This is a genomic window from Agromyces mediolanus, assembly GCF_044917495.1.
Classification (GTDB): Bacteria; Actinomycetota; Actinomycetes; order Actinomycetales; family Microbacteriaceae; genus Agromyces; species Agromyces mediolanus_B.
In genome coordinates, this window is record NZ_JAVSSI010000019.1 from 1 (window position 1) to 22400 (window position 22400).

Consider the following 22400-nt stretch of genomic DNA (forward strand, 5'->3'; position numbering starts at 1 on the left):
CCCAGATCAGCCTCAACGTGGGCCTCAGCGTCGTCGCACTCCCCGCCCTCGGCGGCCTCCAACTCGTCAACGCACCCATCATCATCAACGGCACCCTCACCCAATTCCTCAACGGCACCGCCACCACCGATGTGTCCGGTCTGCGGCTGCTGCCCGGTGCGCCCAGTTGCCTCGGGGCATCCGTCGGCGGCATCTGCATGGGCGTCGATGTGAACCGGCTGCTGGGTGCCGTGCTCGGCACCGTCACCGACACCGTGCTGCCCGCCGTGCTCGCGGGTGTGACGGCACCGATCCGGGCCATCCTCACCAGCACGAGTGCAGCGACCACCGCCGTACTCGACGGCGTCGTCGGGTCGCTGCTCGCCGTGCTGCGCCCGGCGCTCGACGGGCTGCTCGCGAACATCGCGGTCATCCGCATCAACGAGCAACCCACCGAGGCCCCGCTGAACGAAGCCGGCGGCGATCTCGGGCCGGGCTCCTTCACCGTCCGCGCCCTCAGCGTCACGCTGCTGCCCAACGTCGCGAACACCGACCTCGCGAAGGTGACGCTCGCGTCCTCGACCGTGCTGGCTGCGGACGACGACGTCGTGCCGGTGGTGGTGCCGGTGGTGTCGGGGTTGTCGCCGTCGGAGGGTCCGGTGGCTGGTGGCACGACGGTGACGGTGTCCGGCACCGATCTGGCTGGTGCGACGGAGGTCACGGTTGGTGGGGTGTCGGTGCCGTTCGAGCAGGTGAGTGCGACGGAGATTCGGTTCGTGACGCCGCCTGGTGCGGCTGGTGCGGTGGATGTGGTGGTGACGACGCCGGGCGGGTCGAGCGCTCCGCTGCCGTTCACGTACCTCGCGGAGACCGGCAACGGAACTGGGACGGGGAACGGGACTGGGACGGGGAACGGGACTGGGACCGGGAACGGGACTGGGACCGGGAACGGCACGGGGACCGGGAACGGCACCGGGACCGGGAACGGAGCTGGGACCGGCAACGGGGCCGGCAACGGAACTGGGACGGGGAACGGCACGGGGACCGGCACCGGCACCGGCACCGGGACCGGCTCCACCGGAACCGGTGGAGGAGGCAACGCCGCAGGCGCCGGCGGTTCGGACTCGACGGGCGACGCGGCAGGCGTCGCCTCCACCGGCACTGGCACAACCGGCACCGGCTCGGAGCGGGGCGGCCTCGCCGCGACCGGCCTCGACCTCGCGGGCGCCGTCGGTGCGCTCGTCGTGATCCTCGCGGGGCTCGGCGCCCTCTTCGCCGGGCGCGCGGGGCGGCGCCACCGCGCCTGAGACGGACGGGGCCGGTGCGCGCGCTGCACCGGCCCCGTCCCGCGCGCTCAGGCGGGCGGCTGCCGCCATCCGACGCGCGGTCCGAAGCGGGAGACGTCGAGCGGATGCCGCGTGCGCTCGGCGCCCACGGCCGCGATCGCCGAGATCGGCAGCGAGGCATCCACCCGGGCGAGCCAGTACCCCGTGTCGTCGGTGCGGCGACTCACGTCGACGGCGGCCCACACCTCGTCGGGGCGGAGGTCGGCGAGCGCGTCCAGCCGTTCCTCGAGACCGACGGAGACGGCGAGCACGACCGCGGCGTGCTGTTCGACGGCCCGCATCCGGGCGGCGAGCGCGGCGCGGCGGTCGGGGATGTCGGCCTCGGCGTCTGCCGACGTCCCGTGCAGCAGCAGCGGTGCACCAGCCGCCTGGCCGATGAGCCCGCGCGCCGCCGTCGCGGCGTCGTCGCCGAGGCCGACGACGAGCACGAAGTCGCCGGCGGACGCGCGGTCCGCGACGAAGGGGATGCCGGGAGCCTCGAGTTCGGCGAGCGAGGGCCGCACCGCCTCGAGCACGATCGGGCGGTCGTCGCCCGCGCCGGAGTCCGCCGGAGCATCCGCCGCATCGCCATCCGAACCGGCCATCCGGCTCGCCGCCTCCGGCTCATCGTCGGCCGGCCGCGCGAGCGGCGGCACCGCGATGGCCCGCTCGACGTCGGCGAGGAGCGCCGCGAAGTCCCGGCTCGAGGTGGAGGCCTGCGGGCCGCCGGGCGGGTCGGCGGGCCCGCTGGTGCTGCCTGTGCTCCGTCCGCCGGACGTACCCGTACCGCTGCCGCCGTCGGCCCGGTCCGCGTCGGCGAGGAGGGCCGCGATGCCCGCGCGGTCCACCCGCTCCGGGGCGATGCCGCCGGCCGGGGCCGCGTCGTCGGGCACGATGACCGTCGCCTCGACCTCCTCGTGCGCGAGGAACCGGCCGAGGCCCTTGCGGGTCACCCGGGTCGCCTCGGTGATGCGGGCCTCTGGCCCGTAGGCGAGGAGGACCTGCATGCGCAGCTCCTCGAGGCTCGCCGCCTTACGCCGGAAGCTCGGCATCGCTCCGGATCACCCCCACGGTCTCGATGGCGGCGCCGCCTGCGGACGCCTGCTGGTAGGACAGCACCGGGGTGCCCGGCGACTGCGCGGCCACCAGTCGGTGCACGGCCGGGCGGAGCGCCGGGGCGCAGACGAGCACCGCGCGTCCGCCCTCCGCCTCCGCCGCACGGATGCGGTCGCGCACCCCGGTGAGCACCCGCTCGATCGTTTCCGGCGGGAGCAGGATCTGGCTGCCATGCTCGCTCGGCCGCAGCCCTTCGAGCATCCGCTGCTCGAGCATCGGGTCGATCATCACGACCTTGAGCGTGCCGTCCTCGGCGAACGCCGTCGGCAGCACCGCGCCGAGCGCGTCGCGGGCGGCCTCGACGAGCAGCTCCGGGTCGGTCGTCGTCTTCGCGCGGAGCGAGACGGCCTCGTAGATGCGGGGGAGATCGGTGATCGGCACCCGTTCGGCGAGGAGCCCCTGCAGCACCCGCTGCACCTCGGCGAGCGAGAGCGGGGCGGGCGTGAGCTCCTCGACGGCGGCCGGGTTCTCCGCCCGCACGCCCTCGGTGAGGACCCGCACGTCCTCGCGGCTCAGCAGGCGTGCGGCGTGATCGCCGACGATGCTCGAGAGATGCGTGACGATGACCGAGACCCGGTCGATCACCGTCGCGCCGAGGAGCTCCGCGTTCCGCCGCGATTCCGTCGGCACCCACTTGCCCGCGAGGCCCCACACCGGTTCGATCGTCGGCTCGCCGGGCAGCGAGTCGAGATGGTCGCCGAGCGCGAGGGCGCGCCCCGGCGGGGCCTGCCCGCGGCCCACCTCGACGCCCGCGACCCGGATCGAGTAGGTGGACGGCGGCAGCTCCACGCTGTCGCGCGTGCGCACGGGCGGGATGACGAAGCCCATCTCCATCGCGAGCTTCCGCCGCAGCGCCTTCACCCGGGCGAGCAGATCGTCGGCCGAGCCGTTCACGAGGTCGACGAGGTCGGTCGCGAGGCCGATCTCGAGGGCGTGCACGCGGGCCTGCGCGAGGATGTCCTCCGTCGTCTCCGCGCGCGGGGCCGCCGCCTCGATCTCATCGGCGCGCGCCTGCTGCTCGGCCGAGCGCTCCCGCGTGCGCACCCGCTGGGCGAGCATCGCGAGCACGATGCCCGCGCCGAGGAACGGCAGGATCGGCATCCCGGGGATGAAGCCCATCAGCACCGCCGCGCCCGCCGCGATACCGAGCGCGGTGCGCGACTGCATGAGCTGCGCGGCCGCGCTGTCGCCCATGTCGGACTCGCTGTTCGAACGGGTGACGACCATACCGGTCGAGACCGCCATGAGCAGGGCGGGGATCTGGGTGACGAGCCCGTCGCCGATCGTCAGCAGGGTGTAGGTGTTCAGCGCGTCGCCGATCTCCATGCCGCGCTGCACCATGCCGATCGTGATGCCGCCGATGATGTTGATCAGGATGATCACGATGCCGGCGATCGCGTCGCCCTTCACGAACTTCGACGCGCCGTCCATCGCGCCGTAGAAGTCGGCCTCCGCCGACACCTCCTCGCGGCGGCGCCGCGCCTCGGTCTCGGTGATGAGGCCCGCGTTCAGGTCGGCGTCGATCGCCATCTGCTTGCCCGGCATCGCGTCGAGGGTGAAGCGGGCGCCGACCTCGGCGACGCGCTCGGCGCCCTTCGTGACGACGACGAACTGGATGACGACGAGGATGAGGAAGACGACCGCGCCGATGATGATCGACCCGCCCACCGCCACGTGGCCGAACGCCGCGATCACCTGGCCCGCGTAACCCTCGCCGAGCACCAGGCGCGTGGACGCCACGTTGAGGCCCAGCCGGAACAGGGTCGCCACGAGCAGCAGCGAGGGGAACACCGAGAAGTCGAGCGGCTTCTTCACGAACATCGTCGTCAACAGGATGACGAGCGCGAAGAGGATGTTCACGACGATGAGCGCATCGAGCGCCCAGGCGGGAACGGGCACGATCAGCAGCAGCAGGATGCCGACGACGCCGAGCGGCACCGCGATCATGGAGAGCCTGCGGTTCATCCGACACCTCCGGCGGGGGTCATGGTGGTCATGGTGTGCACGCCAGCGGTGCTGCCGCGGCGGCGGAGGGCCTGCACGAAGGTGAGCACGACGGCGACGGCCTGGTAGAGCTCGACGGGGATCTCCTCGCCGAGCCGGCACGCGGCGTGCAGCGCCCGGGCGAGGGGCACGTCGCGCACCATCGGCACGCCCGCCGCCGCAGCCTCCTCGCGGATGCGGGTGGCGATGTGGCCCTTGCCCTTCGCGACGAGCCGCGGGGCGCTGCGCCCCGGCTCGTAGCGGAGGGCGACGGCGACGTGGGTGGGGTTCACGACGACGACGCTCGCGTCGGCGACCGAGGCGATCATCCGATTGCGGCTCATCGCGAGCTGACGGGAGCGGCGCTGCGACTTCACGAGCGGGTCGCCGTCGCTGTGCTTCGCCTCGTCGCGCACCTCCTTCTTCGTCATCATCGTGTGCTTGCGGTTGCGGCGGCGCACGACGAGCACGTCGAGGGCGGCGAGCACGAGGCCGACCGCGACGGCGGTGACGACGAGCGCGGCGACCCCGTCGGCCGCGGCCTGCAGCACCGCGGTGAGCGGCAGCCCGCCGGCCCCGGCGAGGATCGGCATGAGCGACTCGACGACGACCCAGAGCACGATCCCGAGCACCGCGGTCTTCGCGAGCGCCTTCGCCCCCTGCCAGAGCGCCTGCAGACCGAACACCCGGCCGACGCCCTTCACCGGGTCGAACTGCTCGAAGCGCCAGAACTTGCGCCGGAAGTGCACGCCGCCCTGCAGCACCGCGGCCGCGAGCACGACGATCGAGACCACCACGAAGGCGAGCCCGAGCGTCGGCAGCATCGACGCGAGGCCGGCCTCGAGCGCCTCGGTCGCCGCCACCCCGGACGGGGCCGACGCGACATCCGTCACGAGGTGGAACTGCGACACCGCGGCATCCGTCCCGACGGCGATCGTCGCCGGCAGGACGACGGCGATCGCGCCGATGCCGACCCAGGCGGTGAGGTCCTGCGAGCGCTGCAGCTTGCCCTCGCGACGCACCTCCCGCATCCGCTTGTCGGTCGCCTGCTCGCTCCGTTCACCGACGTCGCTCATCGCTCACCACCCCGCTCGCATCGCGCCGATCGCCGTCTCGGCGAGCGCGTCGACGACGCCCGGGAGGGCGACGAAGACCGTGCCGGCGAGGGCGAGGGTCAGCAGGATCTTCAGCGGGAAGCCCATCGCGAAGGCGTTCAGCGCGGGGGCGACGCGGGTCAGCAGGCCGAGCCCCGCGTCCGCCAGGAAGAGGACGACGAGGAGGGGCCCCGCGATCTGCGCCGCGGAGACGAGGATGCCGCTCGCCGCGTCGACCGCGGACTCCGCCGACCGGGCGACGTCGATGCCGACGCCGAGGGGGATCGCGTCGAACGACTGGAACATGCCCATGAGCACCACGAGGTACGCGCCCGAGGAGGCCATGAGCGCGATCGCGGCGAGGTTGAAGAAGCGGGCGAACTGGGCGCCCTGCACCATCGACTGCGGGTCGAAGCCCTGCGCGAGCTGGAAGCCGCCGAACAGGTCGAGCAGCGACCCGGCCGACTGGACCGCGCTGAACACCGCGTACACGAGGAAGCCGAGCAGCGCGCCGGTGCCGACTTCGGCGAGGAGGGCGCCGAGGAAGCCGGCGCCGTCCGGCGGCGTGTAGCCGGGCACGACGGCGGGCGAGACGGCGAGCCCGAGCGCGAGGGCGAGCCCCGCCTTCACCCGCGCGGGCACCGCCCGGTTCGAGAACGGCGGCGCGATCACGAGGAACGCGGCCATGCGCACGCTCGCGAGCAGCACGGCCTCGAGCCAGGCGGGGTCGAAGGCGAACTCCATCAGCCGGCCCCCACGAGGCTCGGGATCCGTTCGAACAGGCCGAGCGTGAAGGCCACGATCTCGCTGATCATCCAGTGCCCGCAGACGACGAGGGCGATGCCGACGGCGACCGCCTTCGGCACGAACGACAGCGTCACCTCCTGGATCTGCGTGATCGACTGCAGCAGCGAGATCGCGAAGCCCACGACGAGCGCGGTGAGCAGCGCCGGCGCGCCGAGCTTCGCGGCGACGAGGAGGCCCTGCAGACCGATGTCGAGGACGGCGGCGGTGTCCACTCAGCCTCCCCGGTAACTGGAGACGAGGGTCGTCGCGAGCAGGCCCCAGCCGTCGACGAGGATGAACAGCAGGATCTTGAACGGCAGCGAGATCATCACCGGCGGCAGCATCATCATGCCCATCGACATCAGCACCGCGGAGACCACGAGGTCGATGACGAGGAACGGCACGAAGATCACGAAGCCGATGATGAACGCGGCGCGGAGCTCGGAGATCACGAACGCGGGGATGAGGGTCCACAGGTCGACCGCGGACGGGTCGGCCGGGTTCGGCAGACCCGCCGCCCGGGTCATGAGCGCGAGATCCTCCTCCCTCGTGAACGACAGCATCCACTCGCGGAGCGGCGCGACGCCGGCCTCGAAGGCCTGGCTCGCGTCGAGCTGGCCGGCGAGGTAGGGCTGGATGCCGAGCTCGTTGACCTGCGCGAGCACGGGCTGCATCACGAAGAAGGAGAGGAACAGCGCGAGGCCGGCGAGCACCTGGTTCGGCGGGATCGCGGGCAGCGACAGCGCGTTCCGCGCCATCGCGAGCACGACGAAGATCTTCGTGAACGAGGTCGTCATGATGAGCAGCGCCGGCGCCACCGCGAGGAGGGTGATGCCGATGAGCGTGACGATCGCCGACGAGGGGGTGCCGTCGGGCCCGTTGATGGACACGCCGAAGCCGCCCTGCCCCGGGTCCGTCGGGGCGACGGGGTCGCTCGGCGGGGCGGGGGCGTTGGGGTCGATCTCCACGGCGAAGCCGGCTGCGGAGGAGAACGCGACCCAGAGGAGCGCGATCAGGATGGAAGCGGCCGCGATGGCGGCGATCCGCAGAGGCTTCCCCGACCGGCTGATGCCGGCCGAGGGGCGCGTCATATGCCGAGGCCCTCCTTCACCCCGGCGAGCGAGCGCTTCCATGTCTCGGCCGAGAGGATCGACCCGCGGCGCGATCCGTGCGATGCGGGTCCGGTGGCGGCCGCGGCGAGGGCGGCGCGGCGGGTGGCGGGAGTGTCGGATTCGGTCTCGGCGTCCGCGTCGGCCGTGGCCTGGGCGAAGACGGCGAGGGCGTCGTCGGTCTCGCCGTCGCGGACGGCGGACGGCGGAGCGGACGGCCGGGCGGATGCCTCGGCGGGCACGACGTCGGCGGGCGCGACCGCGGCGGCGAGCACCGCGTCGAAGTCGGCGTCCGCGACGGGCGCCGGACGGTCGCTCAGCACGGACACCCCGTGCTCGGTGACGCCGAGGACGAGACGCCGCCCATCGGCATCCACGATCGCGATCGACGCCTTCGGCGCGAGCGACTGGCGGGCGACGACCTGCACGAGGCCGGCCTTCCTCGTGCCCGCGCGCCGCCGGGTGACCTGGCGGTGCGCCACCCAGATCACGGCGAGGACGACGCCGAGGGCGACGACCACGCGGAGGACGAGGAAGACGGCATCCACTAGCGGGCGCCCTCCTGGGCGTCGAGGATGCGGGTGACGCGGACGCCGTAGTCCTGGTCCACGACGACGACCTCGCCGTGCGCGATGACGCGCCCGTTCAGCAGGATGTCGGCGGGCGCCCCCGCGGAACGGTCGAGCTCGACCACCGCGCCGGGCTCGAGGCCCAGCACGTCGCGCACCGTCATCCGGGTGCGGCCGATCTCGACCGTGAGCGCCATCTCGACGCCGTTGATCCGGTTCAGCCGCTCCTCCGGGTCGCCCGTGAGCAGGCCGCCCGGGCGGGCCGAACGGCGCGGGCGCACCGCGAACCAGCCGACGATCGTCTCGCCGTCGAGGAGCTCGAAGACCTCGGCATCCGGGTCGTCGAAGAGCCCCGCGCCCTCGCGGACCTCGCCGAGGACGCCCGTGCCGTACACGCGGGCCGCGGCGGCGAGCGCCGGGTGCACGAGGTTCTGCGCGGCCAGCCCGTCGTGCGCGATCGCGCCCACCGCGAGGAACCCGACGGCGACGTCGACCGACACCTGCCCGACGGAGCTCGCCTCGAACGACTCGGCGGGGGCGACGCGGCCCGCGGGCCCGCCGACCGTGAAGCCGTTCTCGCTCGGCAGGGCGCGGGCGAGTTCGGCGGCGGCGTCGGCGGCGAGCGCCGCGGAGGTGGTCGAGGTCATCAGAGGATCTCCAGGGTCTCGGTGATGGTGCAGGCGAGCCGGTTGCCGGTGCGGCCGATCGCGGCGCGGCCCACGGCCCGGCCGTCGACGGTGACGAGGAACGGCTCGCTCGCCGCGTGCGCGAGGGGGATCACATCGCCCACCGCGAGCTCGAGGATGTCCTGCGGGGTGACCGGCACCGGGGCCAGTCCGATCCCGAGCGGCACCGGGGTGAGCTCGATCTGGGCCGCGACGAGGCTCCGCGCCCGGTCGGTGGCGACGACCGGGTTCGACTCGCCGAGGCCGCGGAGCACCGCGTCGGCCGGGAGCGCGAGGGTCGCCGTCGTCTCGCGATCCGCGCACTCGACGATGAAGCTCGCGACGATCATGAGCGCCGAGGTGGGAGCCGCCTGGGCGAACTGGGCCGTGTGGTGCAGGGAGTCGAACTCCGGGCGGGCCGGCAGGACGCGGCCGAGGGAGTACTGGAGGTCGTCGAGGAGGTCGTCGAGGAGTGCGCGGAGCAGCTGCTGCTCGATCTCGGTGAAGGTGCGCTCGGGCTCGACGCGCTCGCCGGAGCCGCCGAGCATGTGCGTCATCCAGCCGAGCGCGGCGGAGGCGGGGAACTGGATGACGGCCTTCGCCTCGTCGCCGGCGAGTCGGCAGAGCACCATCGTGGTGGCCGGCGGCAACGAGGCGGCGTAGTCGTCGTAGGTGTGCATCGCGACCTGCAGGAAGGTCGCGTGCGAGCGGGCCCGCACGTTGGCGGTGAGCTGCGTGCCCCACTGCCGGGCGAAGCTCTCGAACGCGAGCTCGAGCACGCGGGAGTGCTCGCGGGCGAGCGTCGTCGGCCGACGGAAGTCGTACGGTTCGACCGCGCGCGCGGGCGCCTCGGCCTGCTCCTCGGTTCTCGTCAGCACGAACCCGACTATCGGTCGCGGTGCCCGGCGCGGTTAGCGCGGTCCGCCTGGTTCGCTGAACTCGTCGAAGCGTGGCGGCCCCTCGACGAGCTCGGGGGACCACTTGGTTCGCTGAGCCTGTCGAAGCGTGGCGGCCCCTCGACGAGCTCGGGGGACCACTCGCACTACTGCGCGGCCGGTGTCGCCGCCTCGAGCTGGTCGTAGAGGGCGGGCAGCAGCGCGCGGACGTCCTCGGGCTGGTCGGAGACCACGACGAGGTCGACGCGGCGGTTCAGCGACATCCCGGCCTCGTCGGTGCGCGCGGTGATCGGCCGGGCCGAGCCGTAGCCGATCGCGACGGCGCGCTCCGGGGCGAGCGTGCCCTGCTCGACGAAGTACCGCACCACGCGGGCGGCGCGACCGCTCGCGAGCTCCCAGTCGGTAGGGAATGGGCCGGGCGAGCCGTGCGGATCGGCGTGCCCCTCGACGCGGATCTCGTTCGGGATGGTCTTCAGCACCCCGCCGACGATCGTCAGCACCCGCTGCGCGAGCTCGCTGAGATCGACGCTGTTGCCGGTGAAGTACGTCTCTGCGCCGACGAGCCGGATGATGAGGCCGTGCTCGTCGATGTCGAACGCGACGGCATCCCGGAGGCCGGCCTGCTTCAGCCCGGCGTCGATGCGGTCGCGGATCTCGACGAGATTGTCGAGCTCCTGCTTCGCGAGCTCGAGCGGGGTCGGCTCCTCCTCCGTCTGCTCGCTGCGCATGTCGGCCGGCACGACGTAGCCGTCCGAGACATCCACCTTGTCGCTGACCTCCTGGCCGAAGCCCGTGGCGAGCGAGTTGCTGAGCGCCTTGAACTTCTCCGCGTCGACCGTCGACATCGCGAACAGCACGATGAACATGCACATGAGCACGGTGACCATGTCCATGTAGGAGGCCATCCAGCGTTCGTCGTTGTGGACCTCGCCGCCGGCCGCGCGGCGCTTCCGCCGGGCGCTCATGCCGCCTCTTGCTGCTGCCCCAGGCCCGGGGCGATCGCCCGGAGGCGCTCGCCGAGGAGTCGAGGCTGGCTGCCGGCCTGGACGGCGAGCGCGCCCTCCATGACGAGCGTCATGTGCTCGGCCTCGAGGGTCGTGAGCCGGGCGATCCGATCGCCGATCGGCAGCCAGATGAAGTTCGCCGAGAGGAGGCCCCAGAGGGTCGCGACGAACGCCGTCGCGATCGAGGGGCCGAGCGTATCGGGGGAGTCGAGCTTCTCGAGCACGTGCGTGAGCGAGACGACGGTGCCGATGATGCCGATCGTCGGGGCGTAGCCGCCGAGCGCCTTGTAGAACTTCGCGGACTGCATGCCGTCGCGCTCCTTGGAGGCGATCTCCTCCTCGAGGAGCGAGCGCAGCTCGTCGCCGTCGGTGCCGTCGGCGATGTTCTGGAGGGCGTTGCGGAGGAACGGGTCGTCGGTCTCCGAGGCATCCTGCTCGAGCGAGAGGAGACCCTCGCGGCGGGCCTTCTCGGCGATGCCGACGAGGCGGTCGATCGTGCCCTGCGGCTTCTCGGTCTTGCCCCGGAAGGCGTGCGGCAGCGCCTTGACCGCGCGGAACGCATCGCTGAGCGTCGCGCCGGCGATGCCGACGGCGATCGTCGCGCCGAAGACGAGGGCCATCGGCGCGGGCAGGAGGAGCGCCTCGACGTGCGCGCCCTCGAGCGTGATCATCGCGTACAAGGAGCCGAACGCGAGGACGAGTCCGATGAGGAGGGAGGGGTCCACGGTCAGTCCGCCTTCGGTGCCAGGGCGAGCCGGGTGACGGGTGCCGGAGTGCCGCGATCGAGCTCCTGCGCGCGAGCGAGCACGCGGGCACGGAACTCGACGATCGCCTCGATGACCTCCTCGACCGACTCGGTCACGACGTAGTTCGTGCCGTCGACCATGAGGAGCGTCGTGTCCGGGGTCGCGTGGATGCGCTCGACGAGGTCGGCGTTCAGCGCGAAGCTGCTGCCGTTCAGTCGCGTCACGACGATCATTGGTCCCCCGATGGTGCAGGGGCGACCGGATCGGCCGCCGCTGCTCACTCTCGGCCGCGCGGTGTCCCGCCGTTAGGGGGCGGGCGGGCCCCCGCCGCTGCCGCTTCCCGCCGAGAGGGTCGGATTCCGACGGCGGGATGGCTCATGGACGGTCCGCGTGCCGGGAAACGACCCCTCGGAGGAATGACGGGAGGAAGCGGGCCGCGGGGTGGACCCGGTCAGCCGGCGAGCGCGTCGAGCCGCGGTCCGAGCAGGGCCCGCAGCAGCACCTCGAGCGAGGCGTTGACGCGCTCGTCGGTCCAGGCCTCCGGGTCCTCGACGGTCTTCACGTGGAAGCCTCGGCAGTAGAGGTAGAGGATGTCGGCGATGTGCTCGGGGTGGTCGAGCTCGGTCGCCTCGGCGCTCGTGACGAACTCCTGGTAGGTGGCGTCGGTGACCTCGCGCACGACGTCGTAGGCGAGCCGGGTGTCGCCGCGGACGTCGCCGATGACCTCGACCCAGAGGCTGCGGAGCACGTTGTCCTCCGGGGTCGTCGAGCACATCCAGCGGGCGACGGCGACGAGCCGTTCGATGCCGGTGGCGTCGCGCAGGAGGGCGGCGCGCTCGGTGCGCCAGTGCGACTGCGCGTGCTCGAGGGCGTTCACCATGAGGTGCGCCCGCGAGGGGACGAAGTTCGTGATGAAGGCCGTGGAGCGGCCGAGGCGCTCGGCGACGGCGCGCAGCGTCACCGCCCGGGTGCCCCGCTCGCTCGCGACGGCCACCGTGGCGTCGGCGATCTCGGCGAGGCGCTCGCTCTCGTCCACCTCGATCGGCATCTCGGCATCCCCTCCACCTCGCCCGTATCGCGGGCTGATTGGACCCTAGTGCACCACCGTTCCGATGGGACCTTGACGGGTCGATGCTCCAAGGCTACCCTTCATAAAACGTTGTTGTAAAACACGACGATATCTTGTGATCTCACCCAGTTTTCGCCGCACCGCCGCGGCCGACCTGCCGCGCGGTGCCGCCCCGACCGAGAGGGAACGGATGCCTCGACGCACCGGACACCGCGTGGGCCTCGTCGCCGACGAGGCGGGATTCTGGCACCAGTCGCGCGCCGACTTCGGCCCCTCCGTCGAGCCCGGCGTGCAGCTCGAGACGCCCGAGGCGCGCCGGCGCCTGCTGCACCTCCTCGAGCGGCTCGGCCTCCGCCGCCGGATGATCCCGCTCGAGCCGCTCGCGCTCGCCGACGCCGACCTGGCGCGAGTGCACACGACCGACTACCTCGCCGCGTTCCGCGCCCAGTCGGCCGGCGCCGGCGGCGAACTCGGCGACTTCGCCGGCTTCGGCCACGGCTCCTACGAGATCGCGGTGCGCAGCGCCGGCGGGGTCGCCGCCGCCGTGCGCTCCGTGCTCGACGGCGAGCTCGACCGCGCCTACGCGCTCGTCCGCCCGCCGGGCCACCACGCCGAGCCCGACCGCGCGCGCGGCTACTGCCTCCTCGCGAACATCCCGATCGCGATCGAGCTCGCCCGCGCCAGGCAGGGCCTCGGCCGGGTCGCCATCGTCGACTGGGACGTGCACCACGGCAACGGCGCCCAGCGGATCTACTGGGACGACCCCGAGGTGCTCGCGATCAGCGTCCACCAGGACCGGCTCTACCCGGTGGAGTCCGGCTCCGTCGAGGAGCGCGGCGGCGACGGCGCGCTCGGCGCGACGCTCAACATCCCGCTCCCGGCGGGCAGCGGCGAGGGGGCGTACCTCGCGGCCTTCGACCGGGTCGTGGCGCCGGCGCTCCGTGCCTTCCAGCCCGAGCTGCTCATCGTCGCGTGCGGCTACGACGCCGCCTTCCTCGACCCGAGCAGCCAGATGGCGCTCACGAGCGCGACCTTCGGCGACCTCACCAGGCGCATGATCGAGCTCGCCGAGGAGCTCTGCGGCGGCCGGCTCGTGATCGCCCAGGAGGGCGGCTACTCGCCGCTCTACACGCCGATCTGCGGCGCAGCGGTCGTCGCCGCCCTGCTCGAGGCCGAGGCGGAGACCGAGCTGCACGACCCCTACGGGCGACACCTGCACACGCCCGAACAGGACCTCCTCCCGCACCAGCTGGAGGCCATCGAACGTGCCGGCGCAGCCGCCGGCACCGCACCACCCACGCACCACTCGCACCACCAGCACCACCCACACCCCCGCAGCACTCATCAGCACGAGGAGTCAGCACCATGAGAAGCACCATCCCCCGGACGGCCCTGCTCGCAGGCGCCGTCGGCATCGCCCTGCTCGCCGGTTGCAGTTCCACGCCCGCCGACGGCGGCGACGGCGGCGGCGACGAGCGCCTCACCTTCGTCACCTACGGCAGCGCCTTCCAGGAGGCGCAGGAGAAGTCGATGGTCGACCCGTTCACGGAGGAGACCGGCATCCAGGTCACCGTCGAGAGCCCCGTCGACCCGGCCAAGCTCAAGGTCATGGTCGAGGCCGGCACCCCCACCTGGGACGTCTACCTCGCCGGCCAGCAGGACGTGCCCGCCTACTGCGGCACCCTCTTCGAGGAGCTCGACTTCGCGAACATCGACGAGGCCGACTTCGCCCCCGGCACCGTCGAGAAATGCGGCGTCCCCGTCGACACCTACTCCTACATGGTCGCCTACAACGAGGAGAAGTACGGCGCCAACCCGCCCACCTCGATCGCCGACTTCTTCGACCTCGAGAAGTTCCCCGGCACCCGCTCGATGGGCAGCGACCCGGCCGAGGGCAACCTCGAGCTCGCGCTCATGGCCGACGGCGTCGCGCCCGAGGACCTCTACCCGCTCGACTACGACCGCGCCTTCGGCGTGCTCGACAAGATCAAGGCCGACACCGTGTTCTGGAGCTCCGGAGCCGAGCAGGTCGCGATCATGGAGGAGCAGCGGGCCGACATGATCCTCGTCTGGTCCGGCCGCGGCTTCGAGGCCGTGCAGAACGGCGCGCCCTACGCGCCGATGTGGGAGGACAACTCCTACCACTGGGCCTCGCTCGCGATCGTGAAGGGCTCGCCGAACCGCGAGGCCGCCCAGAAGTTCATCGACTTCGCCGTCTCGCAGGGCCCGCAGACCGTCTGGGCCGAGTCGATCGCGTACGGCGCGGCGAACCTCACCGCCACGCCGAAGCTCGACGCCGCGGCATCCGCCTGGGACTCGTCCCTGCAGGAGCACCGCGACCTCTCCTGGCAGATCGACAACGCCTGGTGGGGAGAGAACCAGGACGAGGTCGTCCAGCGCTGGACCGACTGGTCGGCCGGATGACCCGTGGTGCCGCCGGCCGAGCGCCGGCGGCACCCGCCCTCCCCCCGACGACCGAGCCCCGGCGGCACCGCCCGTCCGCCCGAGCCGTCGCGCATCCCCAGCCAGCATCCGAGCCATCGACGGAGCCCCATGAACGACCTCGCCCTCGTGGGCGGCACCATCGCCACCCTGCACCCCGGCACGCCGGACGCCGAAGCGCTCCTCATCGAGCACGGCGCCGTGCGCCTCGTCGGCACCACCGAGGAGGTGCTCGCTGCCGCCCGGCCCGGCACCCCCGTGGTCCGGCTCGACGGCCGCACCGTGCTCCCCGGCCTCATCGACTCGCACACCCACGTCGAATTCTGCGCCCTCAGCCGCGACTGGCTCGACGTGCGCCGGGCGCCCCGTGCCGAGACCCTCGCCCGCCTCGCGCGGGCGGTCGCCGACGGCGTCGACGGCTGGCTCGTCGCCCAGGGCACCTACGGCCAGGACCTGCCGAGCCGCGACGAGCTCGACGAGGTCTCCCGGGAGGTGCCGATCCTCGTCCGCGAGAGCATGCACCGGCTCACCGCGAACACCGCCGCCCTGGAACGTGCCGGACTCGTTCGCGGCTACACCTCCCCCGTCGGCACCCTCGTCGTCATCGGCGAGGACGGCGCCCCGAGCGGCGTCGTGGAGGAGGGGTACCACCTCTTCCCCGTGCCGGCCCCGCCGCCCGAGCGGCTCCGCGCGATGCTCCGCGACGAGCTCCGCGAGTCGTTCGCCCGGCACGGCGTCACCACCATCTACGAGCTCCCCGCGACCGCCGACGGCATCCGCGCCTACCAGGCGCTCCGCGCCGCGGGCGAGCTGCCCGCCCGCCTCAGCCTCACGCTGACCGTCGCGCCCGGGCTGCACGCCATCCTCCGGACGCCCGAGCAGCTCGCCGAGACGGGGCTCGCCTCCGGCTTCGGCGACGAGCGGCTCTGGCTCGGCGGACTCAAAGTCTTCCTCGACGGCGACGACACCTCCGCCTTCGACTCGGCGCACCTCGACAAGAGCCCCGGCCGCTGGAGCACGAACACCCGCCAGTACGCCGAGATCGTGCACGTCCTCACGGTCGCGCACCGCGCCGGCCTGCAGGTGTGGATCCACGCGATCGGCGACCTCGCCCAGCACCTCGCCCTCGACGCGATCGAGGAGGCCGCTCGGGTCGCCGGCCCGGGCGACCGGCGCACCCGCCTCGAGCACGCCGCGAACCTCTGGGTCGACGACGCGATCGTGCGCCGGATGCGGGAGCTCGACGTCATCGCGGTGCCGACGGCCGGATTCATCCACGCCGACGCCGGCACCGGGGTCTACGCCTACCGCACCCTCGTCGAGGCGGGGATGCGCCCGCCCGGCAACTCCGACACGGGCGGCACGCAGCCATTCGCGACGAACCCCTGGTTCGGCGTCGCCCGCATGCTCGACCGGCGCACCGGCTCGGGCGCGATCGTCGCCCCCGAGGAGGCCGTCGACGTCGACACCGCGCTCCGCACCTACACGGAGTTCGCCGCCGAGGCGGGCTTCAACGAGCGCCGCATCGGCGCCCTCGGGATCGGCATGCACGGCGACTGCGCCGTCTACGCGGAGGACCCGCGCACCCTCCCGCCCGAGCGGCTCGCCTCGCTCGAGGCCGAGCTCACGGTCGTCGGCGGCGAGATCGTCTGGCACCGGGAGGGCTCGGCATGAGGACCGCGCGCTCCCGCACCTGGGCGCTGCTCCTGCTGCTGCCCGCGCTCGCCGTGGTGCTCGTGTTCTTCGTGTACCCGGTCATCGCGCTGTCGGCGCGGAGCTTCCTCGAGCCGACGCCGGGCTTCGGCCAGTACGTCGACCTCGTGACGAACGAGACGACGGTCACGATCCTCGTGCGCACCCTCGTCGTCGCCCTCCTCGTCACGGTCGTCACGCTCGTGCTCGCCTACCCGTACGCCTACCTGATGAGCCTCTGCGGGCCGGGCATGCGCACCTTCCTCCTCTTCCTCGTGCTGCTGCCGTTCTGGTCGAGCCTCATGGCCCGCACCTTCGCGTGGATCGTGCTGCTGCAGCCGAGCGGCATCGTCGCCGGGTTCCTCGGCCTCATCGGCCTCGACGGGGTCAAGCTGCTCGGCTCGCAGCTCGGCGTCACGATCGCGATGACGCAGGTGCTGCTCCCGTTCATGGTGCTGCCGCTCTTCAACACCATGTCCGGCATCGACCGCCGGCTGCTGAGCGCGGCGCACTCGATGGGCGCCTCCCGCTTCCGCGCCTTCCGCACCGTGTACCTCCCGCTCTCGGTGCCGGGCGTCGCGGCGGGATCGGTGCTGGTGTTCATCCTCAGCCTCGGTTTCTGGGTGACGCCCCGCCTCATCGGCTCGCCGCAGCAGTCGCTCGTGGGCCAGTTGATCGAGACGAAGGTCGGCAAGCTCCTCGACTTCCCGGGCGCCGGGGCCATCTCGGTCGTCCTCCTCGTGATCACGATCGTGCTGCTGCTCGCGGTCGGCGGCGGGGTGCGCGCGCTCGTGCCCGGCGCGAAGACGGACGGAGGACGCGACGATGGATGAGACGACCCGCGCCGGCTGGGGGCTCCGCCTCTGGGCCGTCCTCGTCGCGGTGCTGCTCGTGGCGCCGCTGCTCATCGTGGTGCCGATCTCCTTCGCGGAGAAGCGGAGCTTCAAGTTCCCGCCGGAAGGGCTCTCGGTCGACTGGTACGTGAACCTGTTCACCGATCACCGCTGGACCTCCGCGATCGGCACCTCGATCCTCGTCGGGGTGCTCGTCACGCTGATCTGCACCGTGCTCGGCACGGCGGCGGCGCTCGGCATCCACCGGATCGGCGGCCGGGTGGCCGGCCTCGCGACGGCCGTGCTCGTCGCGCCGATGATCGTGCCGGGCATCGTCTCGGCGGTCGCGATCTACTCGGTGTACCTGCGCTGGCAGCTCACGGGCAACCTGCTCGGGTTCCTGCTCGCGCACACGGTGCTCGCGATCCCGTTCGTCATCGTCACGGTGACGTCGAGCCTCTCGACCACCGACCCGATGCTCGAGCGCGCCGCGGCGAGCCTCGGCGCCGGCCCCTGGCGCACCTTCTTCCGCGTCATCCTGCCGGCGATCGCACCGGGCGTCGGCGCGGGTGCGCTGTTCGCCTTCGTCACCTCCTTCGACGAGGTCGTGGCGGCGAGCTTCCTGCAGTCGCCCGCGATCCGCACTCTCCCGATCGAGATGTTCGTGAGCGTCACGAACGAGGTCGACCCCACGATCGCGGCCGTCTCCACCGTCATCCTCGCCCTCACCACGGCGATCGTCCTCCTGCCGGCGCTCACCCGCCGGCGCTCCGGCAAGAAAGCGAGCAGCTCATGACCGACCGCAGCGGCACCGCCCCGGCGGCCCAGCCCCGACCCGACGCCACCGGCGGCGTGCGACTCGACCGCGTGACCAAGCGCTTCCGCTCGGGCACCATCGGCGTCGACGACGTCTCGCTGACCGTCGAGCCCGGCGAGTTCGTCACGTTCCTCGGGCCGAGCGGCTCGGGCAAGACGACGACGCTGAACGCCATCGCCGGCTTCGCGAAGCCCAGCTCCGGACGCATCGAGATCGCCGGCGCCGACGTCACGGCCCTGCCGCCGAGCAAGCGCAACCTCGGCGTCGTGTTCCAGAACTACGCGCTGTTCCCGCACATGACCGTGCGCGAGAACATCGCCTTCGGCCTGCACGGCCGGGGCCTCTCGAAGGCCGAGGTCGGCGCGCGCATCGAGGACTCGCTCGCGATGGTGCGCCTCGACGGGCTCGGCGATCGCACGCCGAAGCAGATCTCGGGCGGGCAGCAGCAGCGCGTCGCCCTCGCCAGGGCGCTCGTGTACCGGCCGCCGGTGCTGCTCATGGACGAGCCGCTCGGCGCCCTCGACAAAGCGCTCCGCGATCGGATGCAGGTCGAGATCAGCCGCATCCACCGCGAGGTGGGCACGACGTTCCTCTTCGTCACGCACGACCAGGGCGAGGCGCTCGGCCTCTCCGACCGGATCGTCCTCTTCGACCGGGGGCGGGTCGTGCAGGTGGGCACACCGACGGAGCTCTACGAGCGCCCCGCCTCGCTCTTCGCGGCCGAGTTCCTCGGCGAGTCGAACGTCTTCCGCGGCGAGCTGGCCGGGCCGGGCGTGCTGCGCTTCGGCGAGCAACCGCTGCGCTTCACGGGCGAGGCGCCGGCCGCCGGGTCGGCCGCCGTGGTCGTGCGGCCCGAGCGGCTGCGGCTCGTCGGGATCGCGGATGCCTCGGGCGGCGCCGGCGGCGGGGCGGATGCCTCGGCCGGTGCGGCCGGTGGGGCGGATGCCTCGGGCGGCGGGAACCGCGTCGATGCGCGGGTGACGAACATCGCCTACTTCGGCGCCTTCCGCCGGGTGACCCTGCGCTACGCCGACGGCTCGAGCGGCCTGCTGCACGACGGCGTCGACGCCCCGGCGCCGATCGCGCTCGGCGACACCGTCACGGTCGGCTGGGACGCCGAGCACGCCGTCGTCGTCCCGGTGCCCGGCTCCGCGGAGCGGGCGGCGTGAGCGGCCTCGCGCCGGACGAGGCATCCGTCGTTCCCGGCCCCGCCGTCGCGTACCGCGGCGGCCACGTGCTCGTCGACGACGAGGCCGCGCCGCGACCAGCGGAGCTGCTCGTGCGCGACGGCCGCATCGTGCGGGTCGCCGAGCCCGGCGGGATCCGCGACGCCGAGGAGAACGTCGACCTCGACGGCCTCGTCGTGCTGCCCGGCTTCGTCGACGGGCACTGCCACCTCGAGCTCACGGTGCAGGCGCTCGAGCACCACGTGCCGCTGCACGGGCACGCGAGCCTCGCCGCGATGCTCGACGTGCTCGCCGCCGCGCGGAGGGCGCAGCCCGAGGGCTGGATCGTCGGGCGGGGCCCCTTCGGCCTGCAGCGCGAGGTCGCGGAGGGGCGACTGCCGCACCGGGTCGAGCTCGACCGGGTGAGCCCGACCCAGCCGATCGTGGTGCTCGCCGGCCTCCACGTCGCCTGCCTGAACACCGTCGCGATGCGCGAGCTCGGCCTCGCCGATCCCGACGCGCTGCCGGGGTGGATCACGGTGCACCGCGACGCCGACGGCCCGACCGGGGTGTTCACCGAGGTGTGGGACCGGCTGCCCACGTGCACCGTCGAGGAAGCGATGGCCGCGCTCCGCGCCCACGCGGTGCCGGTGTTCTCCCGGCAGGGCACGACGAGCCTCAGCACGATCTCGACCTCCGCCGACGACGTGCGCGCCCTGCACCGGCTCGCGCAGTCGGGCGAGCTGCCGTTCCGGGTGCGCTGGTTCACGCACGTGCCGCGCACCGCGAGCCTCGACGAGGTGCTCGCCTGGGGGCCGGAGTCCGGCTTCGGCGACGAGCGGCTGCGCTTCGGCGGGGTGAAGATCTTCGTCGACGGCGAGGGCGGCGACGGACTCGGTCACGCCCGTGACGACGTGAAGTGGGCGCCCGAGGAGCTCGCGCGCTTCGTCGACCGCGCGGACGCCGCCGGGGTGCAGCTCATGATGCACGCCGTCACGCCCCGGGCCATCCGCCTCGCCTGCGACGCCGTGATCGCGGCCCGCCGGGAGCGCCCGGCCCGGGTGCGGCACCGGATCGAGCACGGCGGCGACTACGTCGACCTCGCCGATCTGCCGCGCATCGCGGCCGCGGGGGTCGGCCTCGTGGCGACGCCGCATTTCGCGACGTCGTCCGATGCGGACCGCGAGGGCTTCCAGCCGCTCGCGAGCCTCGTCGCCGCGGGGCACCGCGTGATCGGCGCGACCGACTCGACCGGCACCGTGCCCGACGCCGTCGGGCCGCTCGCGAACATCGCGGGCGCGGCGGGGCGGGTCGGAACCGACGGCGGGCCGTCGCCCGAGCGGATCCCGGTGCGCGACGCCGTGCGGATGTTCACGAGCTGGGCGGCGGAGGGCGTCGGCGAGGAGCGGGAGAAGGGGCGGATCGCGCCCGGCCTCCTGGCCGACCTCGTCGTGCTCGACGCGGACCCGTACTCGGTCGGGCCCGCCGCGATCGGCGCGATCGGCGTGGAGCGCACGATCGTCGGCGGCCGCACCGTCTCGGGGCGCGCGGAGTGAGCGCCGCGCGCGACACATCGTCCGGACGGAGTCCGGAAAGACGGCAGTTGGAAGGTGGCGCCTCGACCGGGGCGTCCCGCATGATCGAACGGACGGCCGTCGGTGGACGGATCGTCGCGAGGAGGCAACGATGACGGGCAACGGCGGAGTGTCGTGGTGGTGGCAGCAGCTCGGGCTGCCGACGGCGCGGAAGGGCCTCGACGGTGATCTCGACGTCGACGTCGCGATCGTGGGCGGCGGCTACACCGGACTCTGGACGGCGTACTACCTGAAGACCCTGCAGCCCGACCTCCGCGTCGTCGTGCTCGAGGCGCGCTTCGCGGGCTTCGGCGCCTCCGGCCGGAACGGCGGATGGCTCACCAACTCCGTCACGGGCGGCCGTGAGCGGTACGCGAAGTCGCACGGCCGGCAGGCCGCGATCGCCCAGCAGCGCGCGCTGAACGAGACCGTCGACGAGGTGGCCCGGGTCGCCGAGGCCGAGGGCATCGACGCCGACCTCGTGAAGGGCGGCGAGCTGAACGTCGCCTACGCCCCCGCGCAGCTCGCCCGGATGCAGGCGTTCGCCGCCGCCGAGGCCGAGTGGCCGGGTGCCGACGTCGAGCTGCTTTCGGCCGAGGCATCCGCCGCCCGCGTGAACGTCGCCGGCACGCTCGGCGGCGTGTGGCACCCGCACTGCGCCCGCGTGCACCCGGCGAAGCTCGCCCGCGGCCTCGCCGCCGCCGTCGAGGCGCTCGGCGTGCCGATCCTCGAGCAGACGCTCGTCACCGAGATCCGCCCCGGCGAGGCGATCACCGAGCGCGGCGTCGTCCGTGCCGGGCACGTGCTGCGCGCGACCGAGGGCTTCACCGCGAACCTGAAGGGCGAGCACCGGCGCTGGCTGCCGATGAACTCCTCGATGATCGTCACCGAGCCGATCCCCGCCGCGGTGTGGGACGAGCTCGGCTGGGCCGGCCGCGACACCCTCGGCGACTTCGCGCACGTCTACATGTACGCGCAGCGCACCGCCGACGACCGCATCGCCTTCGGCGGCCGCGGCGTGCCGTACCGCTACGGCTCCCGCGTCGACACCGACGGCGCGACCCAGCCGCAGACGATCGACTCGCTCGCCGCGCTGCTGCGCCGCTTCTTCCCGGCCGCCGCCGACGTGCCGATCGCGCACGGCTGGGCCGGTGTGCTCGGCGTGCCGCGCGACTGGGCCGCGACGGTCGGGGTGGATGCCTCGACCGGGCTCGGCTGGGCCGGCGGCTACGTCGGCACGGGCGTGACCGCGACGAACCTCGCCGGGCGCACGCTCGCCGACCTGGTGCTCCAGCGCGACACCGAGCTCGTGCGCCTGCCGTGGGTCGGCCACCGCGCCCGCAACTGGGAGTTCGAGCCGCTGCGCTGGCTCGCGGTGCAGGGCATCTACGGGCTCTACCGCAACGCCGACCGCGCCGAGTTCGCCGGTCGCACCACCACCGCGCCGACGGCCCGGCTCGCCGACCTCATCGCCGGCCGGCACTGAGCCCGGCATCCACCGCCCGCCGCACGCTCGCGCGGCGGCACCCCGCACG

22 protein-coding genes are annotated in these 22400 nt (G+C 73.2%); 9 read left to right on the forward strand and 13 right to left on the reverse strand.

Annotated features, from left to right (window positions below):
* A partial coding sequence (locus tag ROT00_RS17425) for an IPT/TIG domain-containing protein (RefSeq protein ID WP_404776304.1) occupies positions 1-1286 on the forward strand: 1286 nt, incomplete at its 5' end.
* A gap of 47 nt (positions 1287-1333) precedes the next feature.
* Here ROT00_RS17425 and ROT00_RS17430 read toward each other — a convergent pair.
* From ROT00_RS17430 to ROT00_RS17490, 13 genes are all read right to left on the reverse strand, one after another.
* Positions 1334-2311, reverse strand: a complete 978-nt coding sequence (locus ROT00_RS17430) for a hypothetical protein (protein ID WP_404776305.1) — start codon at positions 2309-2311, stop codon at positions 1334-1336.
* Between the two features lie 25 nt (positions 2312-2336).
* Positions 2337-4385 (reverse strand): flagellar biosynthesis protein FlhA, encoded by a 2049-nt coding sequence (flhA, locus tag ROT00_RS17435; RefSeq protein ID WP_404776306.1) that lies wholly within the window; start codon positions 4383-4385, stop codon positions 2337-2339.
* Entirely contained in the window at positions 4382-5479 is a 1098-nt protein-coding gene (locus ROT00_RS17440; protein WP_404776307.1) for an EscU/YscU/HrcU family type III secretion system export apparatus switch protein, read from the reverse strand. The genes flhA and ROT00_RS17440 overlap by 4 nt, the downstream gene beginning before the upstream one ends.
* A 3-nt stretch (positions 5480-5482) precedes the next feature.
* On the reverse strand, positions 5483-6241 hold the full coding sequence (locus tag ROT00_RS17445) for a flagellar biosynthetic protein FliR (RefSeq protein WP_404776308.1): 759 nt from the start codon (positions 6239-6241) through the stop codon (positions 5483-5485).
* Positions 6241-6516: a flagellar biosynthetic protein FliQ gene (locus tag ROT00_RS17450; RefSeq protein WP_189084186.1), complete on the reverse strand. Its 276-nt coding sequence runs from the start codon at positions 6514-6516 to the stop codon at positions 6241-6243. The genes ROT00_RS17445 and ROT00_RS17450 overlap by 1 nt, the downstream gene beginning before the upstream one ends.
* Positions 6517-7374 carry a flagellar type III secretion system pore protein FliP gene (gene fliP, locus ROT00_RS17455; RefSeq protein ID WP_404776309.1) on the reverse strand — a complete coding sequence of 286 codons (858 nt, stop codon included), beginning with the start codon at positions 7372-7374 and terminating at the stop codon, positions 6517-6519.
* On the reverse strand, positions 7371-7940 hold the full coding sequence (locus ROT00_RS17460; RefSeq protein ID WP_404776310.1) for a FliO/MopB family protein: 570 nt from the start codon (positions 7938-7940) through the stop codon (positions 7371-7373). Before ROT00_RS17460 ends, fliP begins: the two co-directional genes overlap by 4 nt.
* Positions 7940-8608 carry a flagellar motor switch protein FliN gene (gene fliN, locus ROT00_RS17465; protein ID WP_404776311.1) on the reverse strand — a complete coding sequence of 223 codons (669 nt, stop codon included), beginning with the start codon at positions 8606-8608 and terminating at the stop codon, positions 7940-7942. Before fliN ends, ROT00_RS17460 begins: the two co-directional genes overlap by 1 nt.
* A complete protein-coding gene (locus ROT00_RS17470) occupies positions 8608-9504 on the reverse strand; it encodes a flagellar motor switch protein FliM (RefSeq protein ID WP_404776312.1) in 897 nt (298 codons plus the stop codon). Before ROT00_RS17470 ends, fliN begins: the two co-directional genes overlap by 1 nt.
* A 164-nt stretch (positions 9505-9668) precedes the next feature.
* Positions 9669-10487 carry a flagellar motor protein MotB gene (locus ROT00_RS17475; RefSeq protein ID WP_404776313.1) on the reverse strand — a complete coding sequence of 273 codons (819 nt, stop codon included), beginning with the start codon at positions 10485-10487 and terminating at the stop codon, positions 9669-9671.
* Complete coding sequence (locus ROT00_RS17480; protein ID WP_404776314.1) at positions 10484-11251, reverse strand: motility protein A; 768 nt, start codon at positions 11249-11251, stop codon at positions 10484-10486. Before ROT00_RS17480 ends, ROT00_RS17475 begins: the two co-directional genes overlap by 4 nt.
* A gap of 2 nt (positions 11252-11253) precedes the next feature.
* Complete coding sequence (locus tag ROT00_RS17485; RefSeq protein ID WP_404776315.1) at positions 11254-11505, reverse strand: flagellar FlbD family protein; 252 nt, start codon at positions 11503-11505, stop codon at positions 11254-11256.
* A gap of 218 nt (positions 11506-11723) precedes the next feature.
* Positions 11724-12320, reverse strand: coding sequence for a TetR/AcrR family transcriptional regulator (locus ROT00_RS17490; protein ID WP_404776316.1), 597 nt, complete (start codon positions 12318-12320; stop codon positions 11724-11726).
* Between the two features lie 211 nt (positions 12321-12531).
* Here ROT00_RS17490 and ROT00_RS17495 point away from each other — a divergent pair, with 211 nt between their 5' ends.
* The 8 genes from ROT00_RS17495 (at position 12532) to ROT00_RS17530 (ending at position 22351) form a co-directional block, all read left to right on the forward strand.
* The gene (locus tag ROT00_RS17495; protein WP_404776317.1) at positions 12532-13710 is read left to right on the forward strand and encodes an arginase family protein; all 1179 of its coding nucleotides are present in this window, start codon (positions 12532-12534) and stop codon (positions 13708-13710) included.
* Positions 13707-14765, forward strand: coding sequence for an ABC transporter substrate-binding protein (locus ROT00_RS17500; RefSeq protein ID WP_404776318.1), 1059 nt, complete (start codon positions 13707-13709; stop codon positions 14763-14765). Before ROT00_RS17495 ends, ROT00_RS17500 begins: the two co-directional genes overlap by 4 nt.
* Positions 14766-14894: 129 nt before the next feature.
* A complete protein-coding gene (locus tag ROT00_RS17505; protein ID WP_404776319.1) occupies positions 14895-16457 on the forward strand; it encodes an amidohydrolase in 1563 nt (520 codons plus the stop codon).
* A complete protein-coding gene (locus tag ROT00_RS17510; RefSeq protein ID WP_404776320.1) occupies positions 16454-17308 on the forward strand; it encodes an ABC transporter permease in 855 nt (284 codons plus the stop codon). Before ROT00_RS17505 ends, ROT00_RS17510 begins: the two co-directional genes overlap by 4 nt.
* The gene (locus ROT00_RS17515) at positions 17301-18104 is read left to right on the forward strand and encodes an ABC transporter permease (RefSeq protein ID WP_404776321.1); all 804 of its coding nucleotides are present in this window, start codon (positions 17301-17303) and stop codon (positions 18102-18104) included. Before ROT00_RS17510 ends, ROT00_RS17515 begins: the two co-directional genes overlap by 8 nt.
* Positions 18101-19294, forward strand: a complete 1194-nt coding sequence (locus ROT00_RS17520) for an ABC transporter ATP-binding protein (protein ID WP_404776322.1) — start codon at positions 18101-18103, stop codon at positions 19292-19294. The genes ROT00_RS17515 and ROT00_RS17520 overlap by 4 nt, the downstream gene beginning before the upstream one ends.
* Positions 19291-20847, forward strand: a complete 1557-nt coding sequence (locus ROT00_RS17525; protein ID WP_404776323.1) for an amidohydrolase — start codon at positions 19291-19293, stop codon at positions 20845-20847. The genes ROT00_RS17520 and ROT00_RS17525 overlap by 4 nt, the downstream gene beginning before the upstream one ends.
* A 130-nt stretch (positions 20848-20977) precedes the next feature.
* Positions 20978-22351: an NAD(P)/FAD-dependent oxidoreductase gene (locus ROT00_RS17530; RefSeq protein WP_404776324.1), complete on the forward strand. Its 1374-nt coding sequence runs from the start codon at positions 20978-20980 to the stop codon at positions 22349-22351.
* Positions 22352-22400: the final 49 nt, after the last annotated feature.

Coding starts and splice junctions, on each gene's coding strand:
- fliP (WP_404776309.1), bottom strand. CDS start 7,374: ATGACGCGCCCCTCGGCCGGCATCAGCCGGTCGGGGAAGCCTCTGCGG.
- ROT00_RS17505 (WP_404776319.1), top strand. CDS start 14,895: ATGAACGACCTCGCCCTCGTGGGCGGCACCATCGCCACCCTGCACCCC.
- ROT00_RS17430 (WP_404776305.1), bottom strand. CDS start 2,311: ATGCAGGTCCTCCTCGCCTACGGGCCAGAGGCCCGCATCACCGAGGCG.
- ROT00_RS17490 (WP_404776316.1), bottom strand. CDS start 12,320: ATGCCGATCGAGGTGGACGAGAGCGAGCGCCTCGCCGAGATCGCCGAC.
- ROT00_RS17475 (WP_404776313.1), bottom strand. CDS start 10,487: ATGAGCGCCCGGCGGAAGCGCCGCGCGGCCGGCGGCGAGGTCCACAAC.
- ROT00_RS17500 (WP_404776318.1), top strand. CDS start 13,707: ATGAGAAGCACCATCCCCCGGACGGCCCTGCTCGCAGGCGCCGTCGGC.
- ROT00_RS17510 (WP_404776320.1), top strand. CDS start 16,454: ATGAGGACCGCGCGCTCCCGCACCTGGGCGCTGCTCCTGCTGCTGCCC.
- flhA (WP_404776306.1), bottom strand. CDS start 4,385: ATGAACCGCAGGCTCTCCATGATCGCGGTGCCGCTCGGCGTCGTCGGC.
- fliN (WP_404776311.1), bottom strand. CDS start 8,608: ATGACCTCGACCACCTCCGCGGCGCTCGCCGCCGACGCCGCCGCCGAA.
- ROT00_RS17495 (WP_404776317.1), top strand. CDS start 12,532: ATGCCTCGACGCACCGGACACCGCGTGGGCCTCGTCGCCGACGAGGCG.
- ROT00_RS17530 (WP_404776324.1), top strand. CDS start 20,978: ATGACGGGCAACGGCGGAGTGTCGTGGTGGTGGCAGCAGCTCGGGCTG.
- ROT00_RS17440 (WP_404776307.1), bottom strand. CDS start 5,479: ATGAGCGACGTCGGTGAACGGAGCGAGCAGGCGACCGACAAGCGGATG.
- ROT00_RS17445 (WP_404776308.1), bottom strand. CDS start 6,241: ATGGAGTTCGCCTTCGACCCCGCCTGGCTCGAGGCCGTGCTGCTCGCG.
- ROT00_RS17485 (WP_404776315.1), bottom strand. CDS start 11,505: ATGATCGTCGTGACGCGACTGAACGGCAGCAGCTTCGCGCTGAACGCC.
- ROT00_RS17520 (WP_404776322.1), top strand. CDS start 18,101: ATGACCGACCGCAGCGGCACCGCCCCGGCGGCCCAGCCCCGACCCGAC.
- ROT00_RS17515 (WP_404776321.1), top strand. CDS start 17,301: ATGGATGAGACGACCCGCGCCGGCTGGGGGCTCCGCCTCTGGGCCGTC.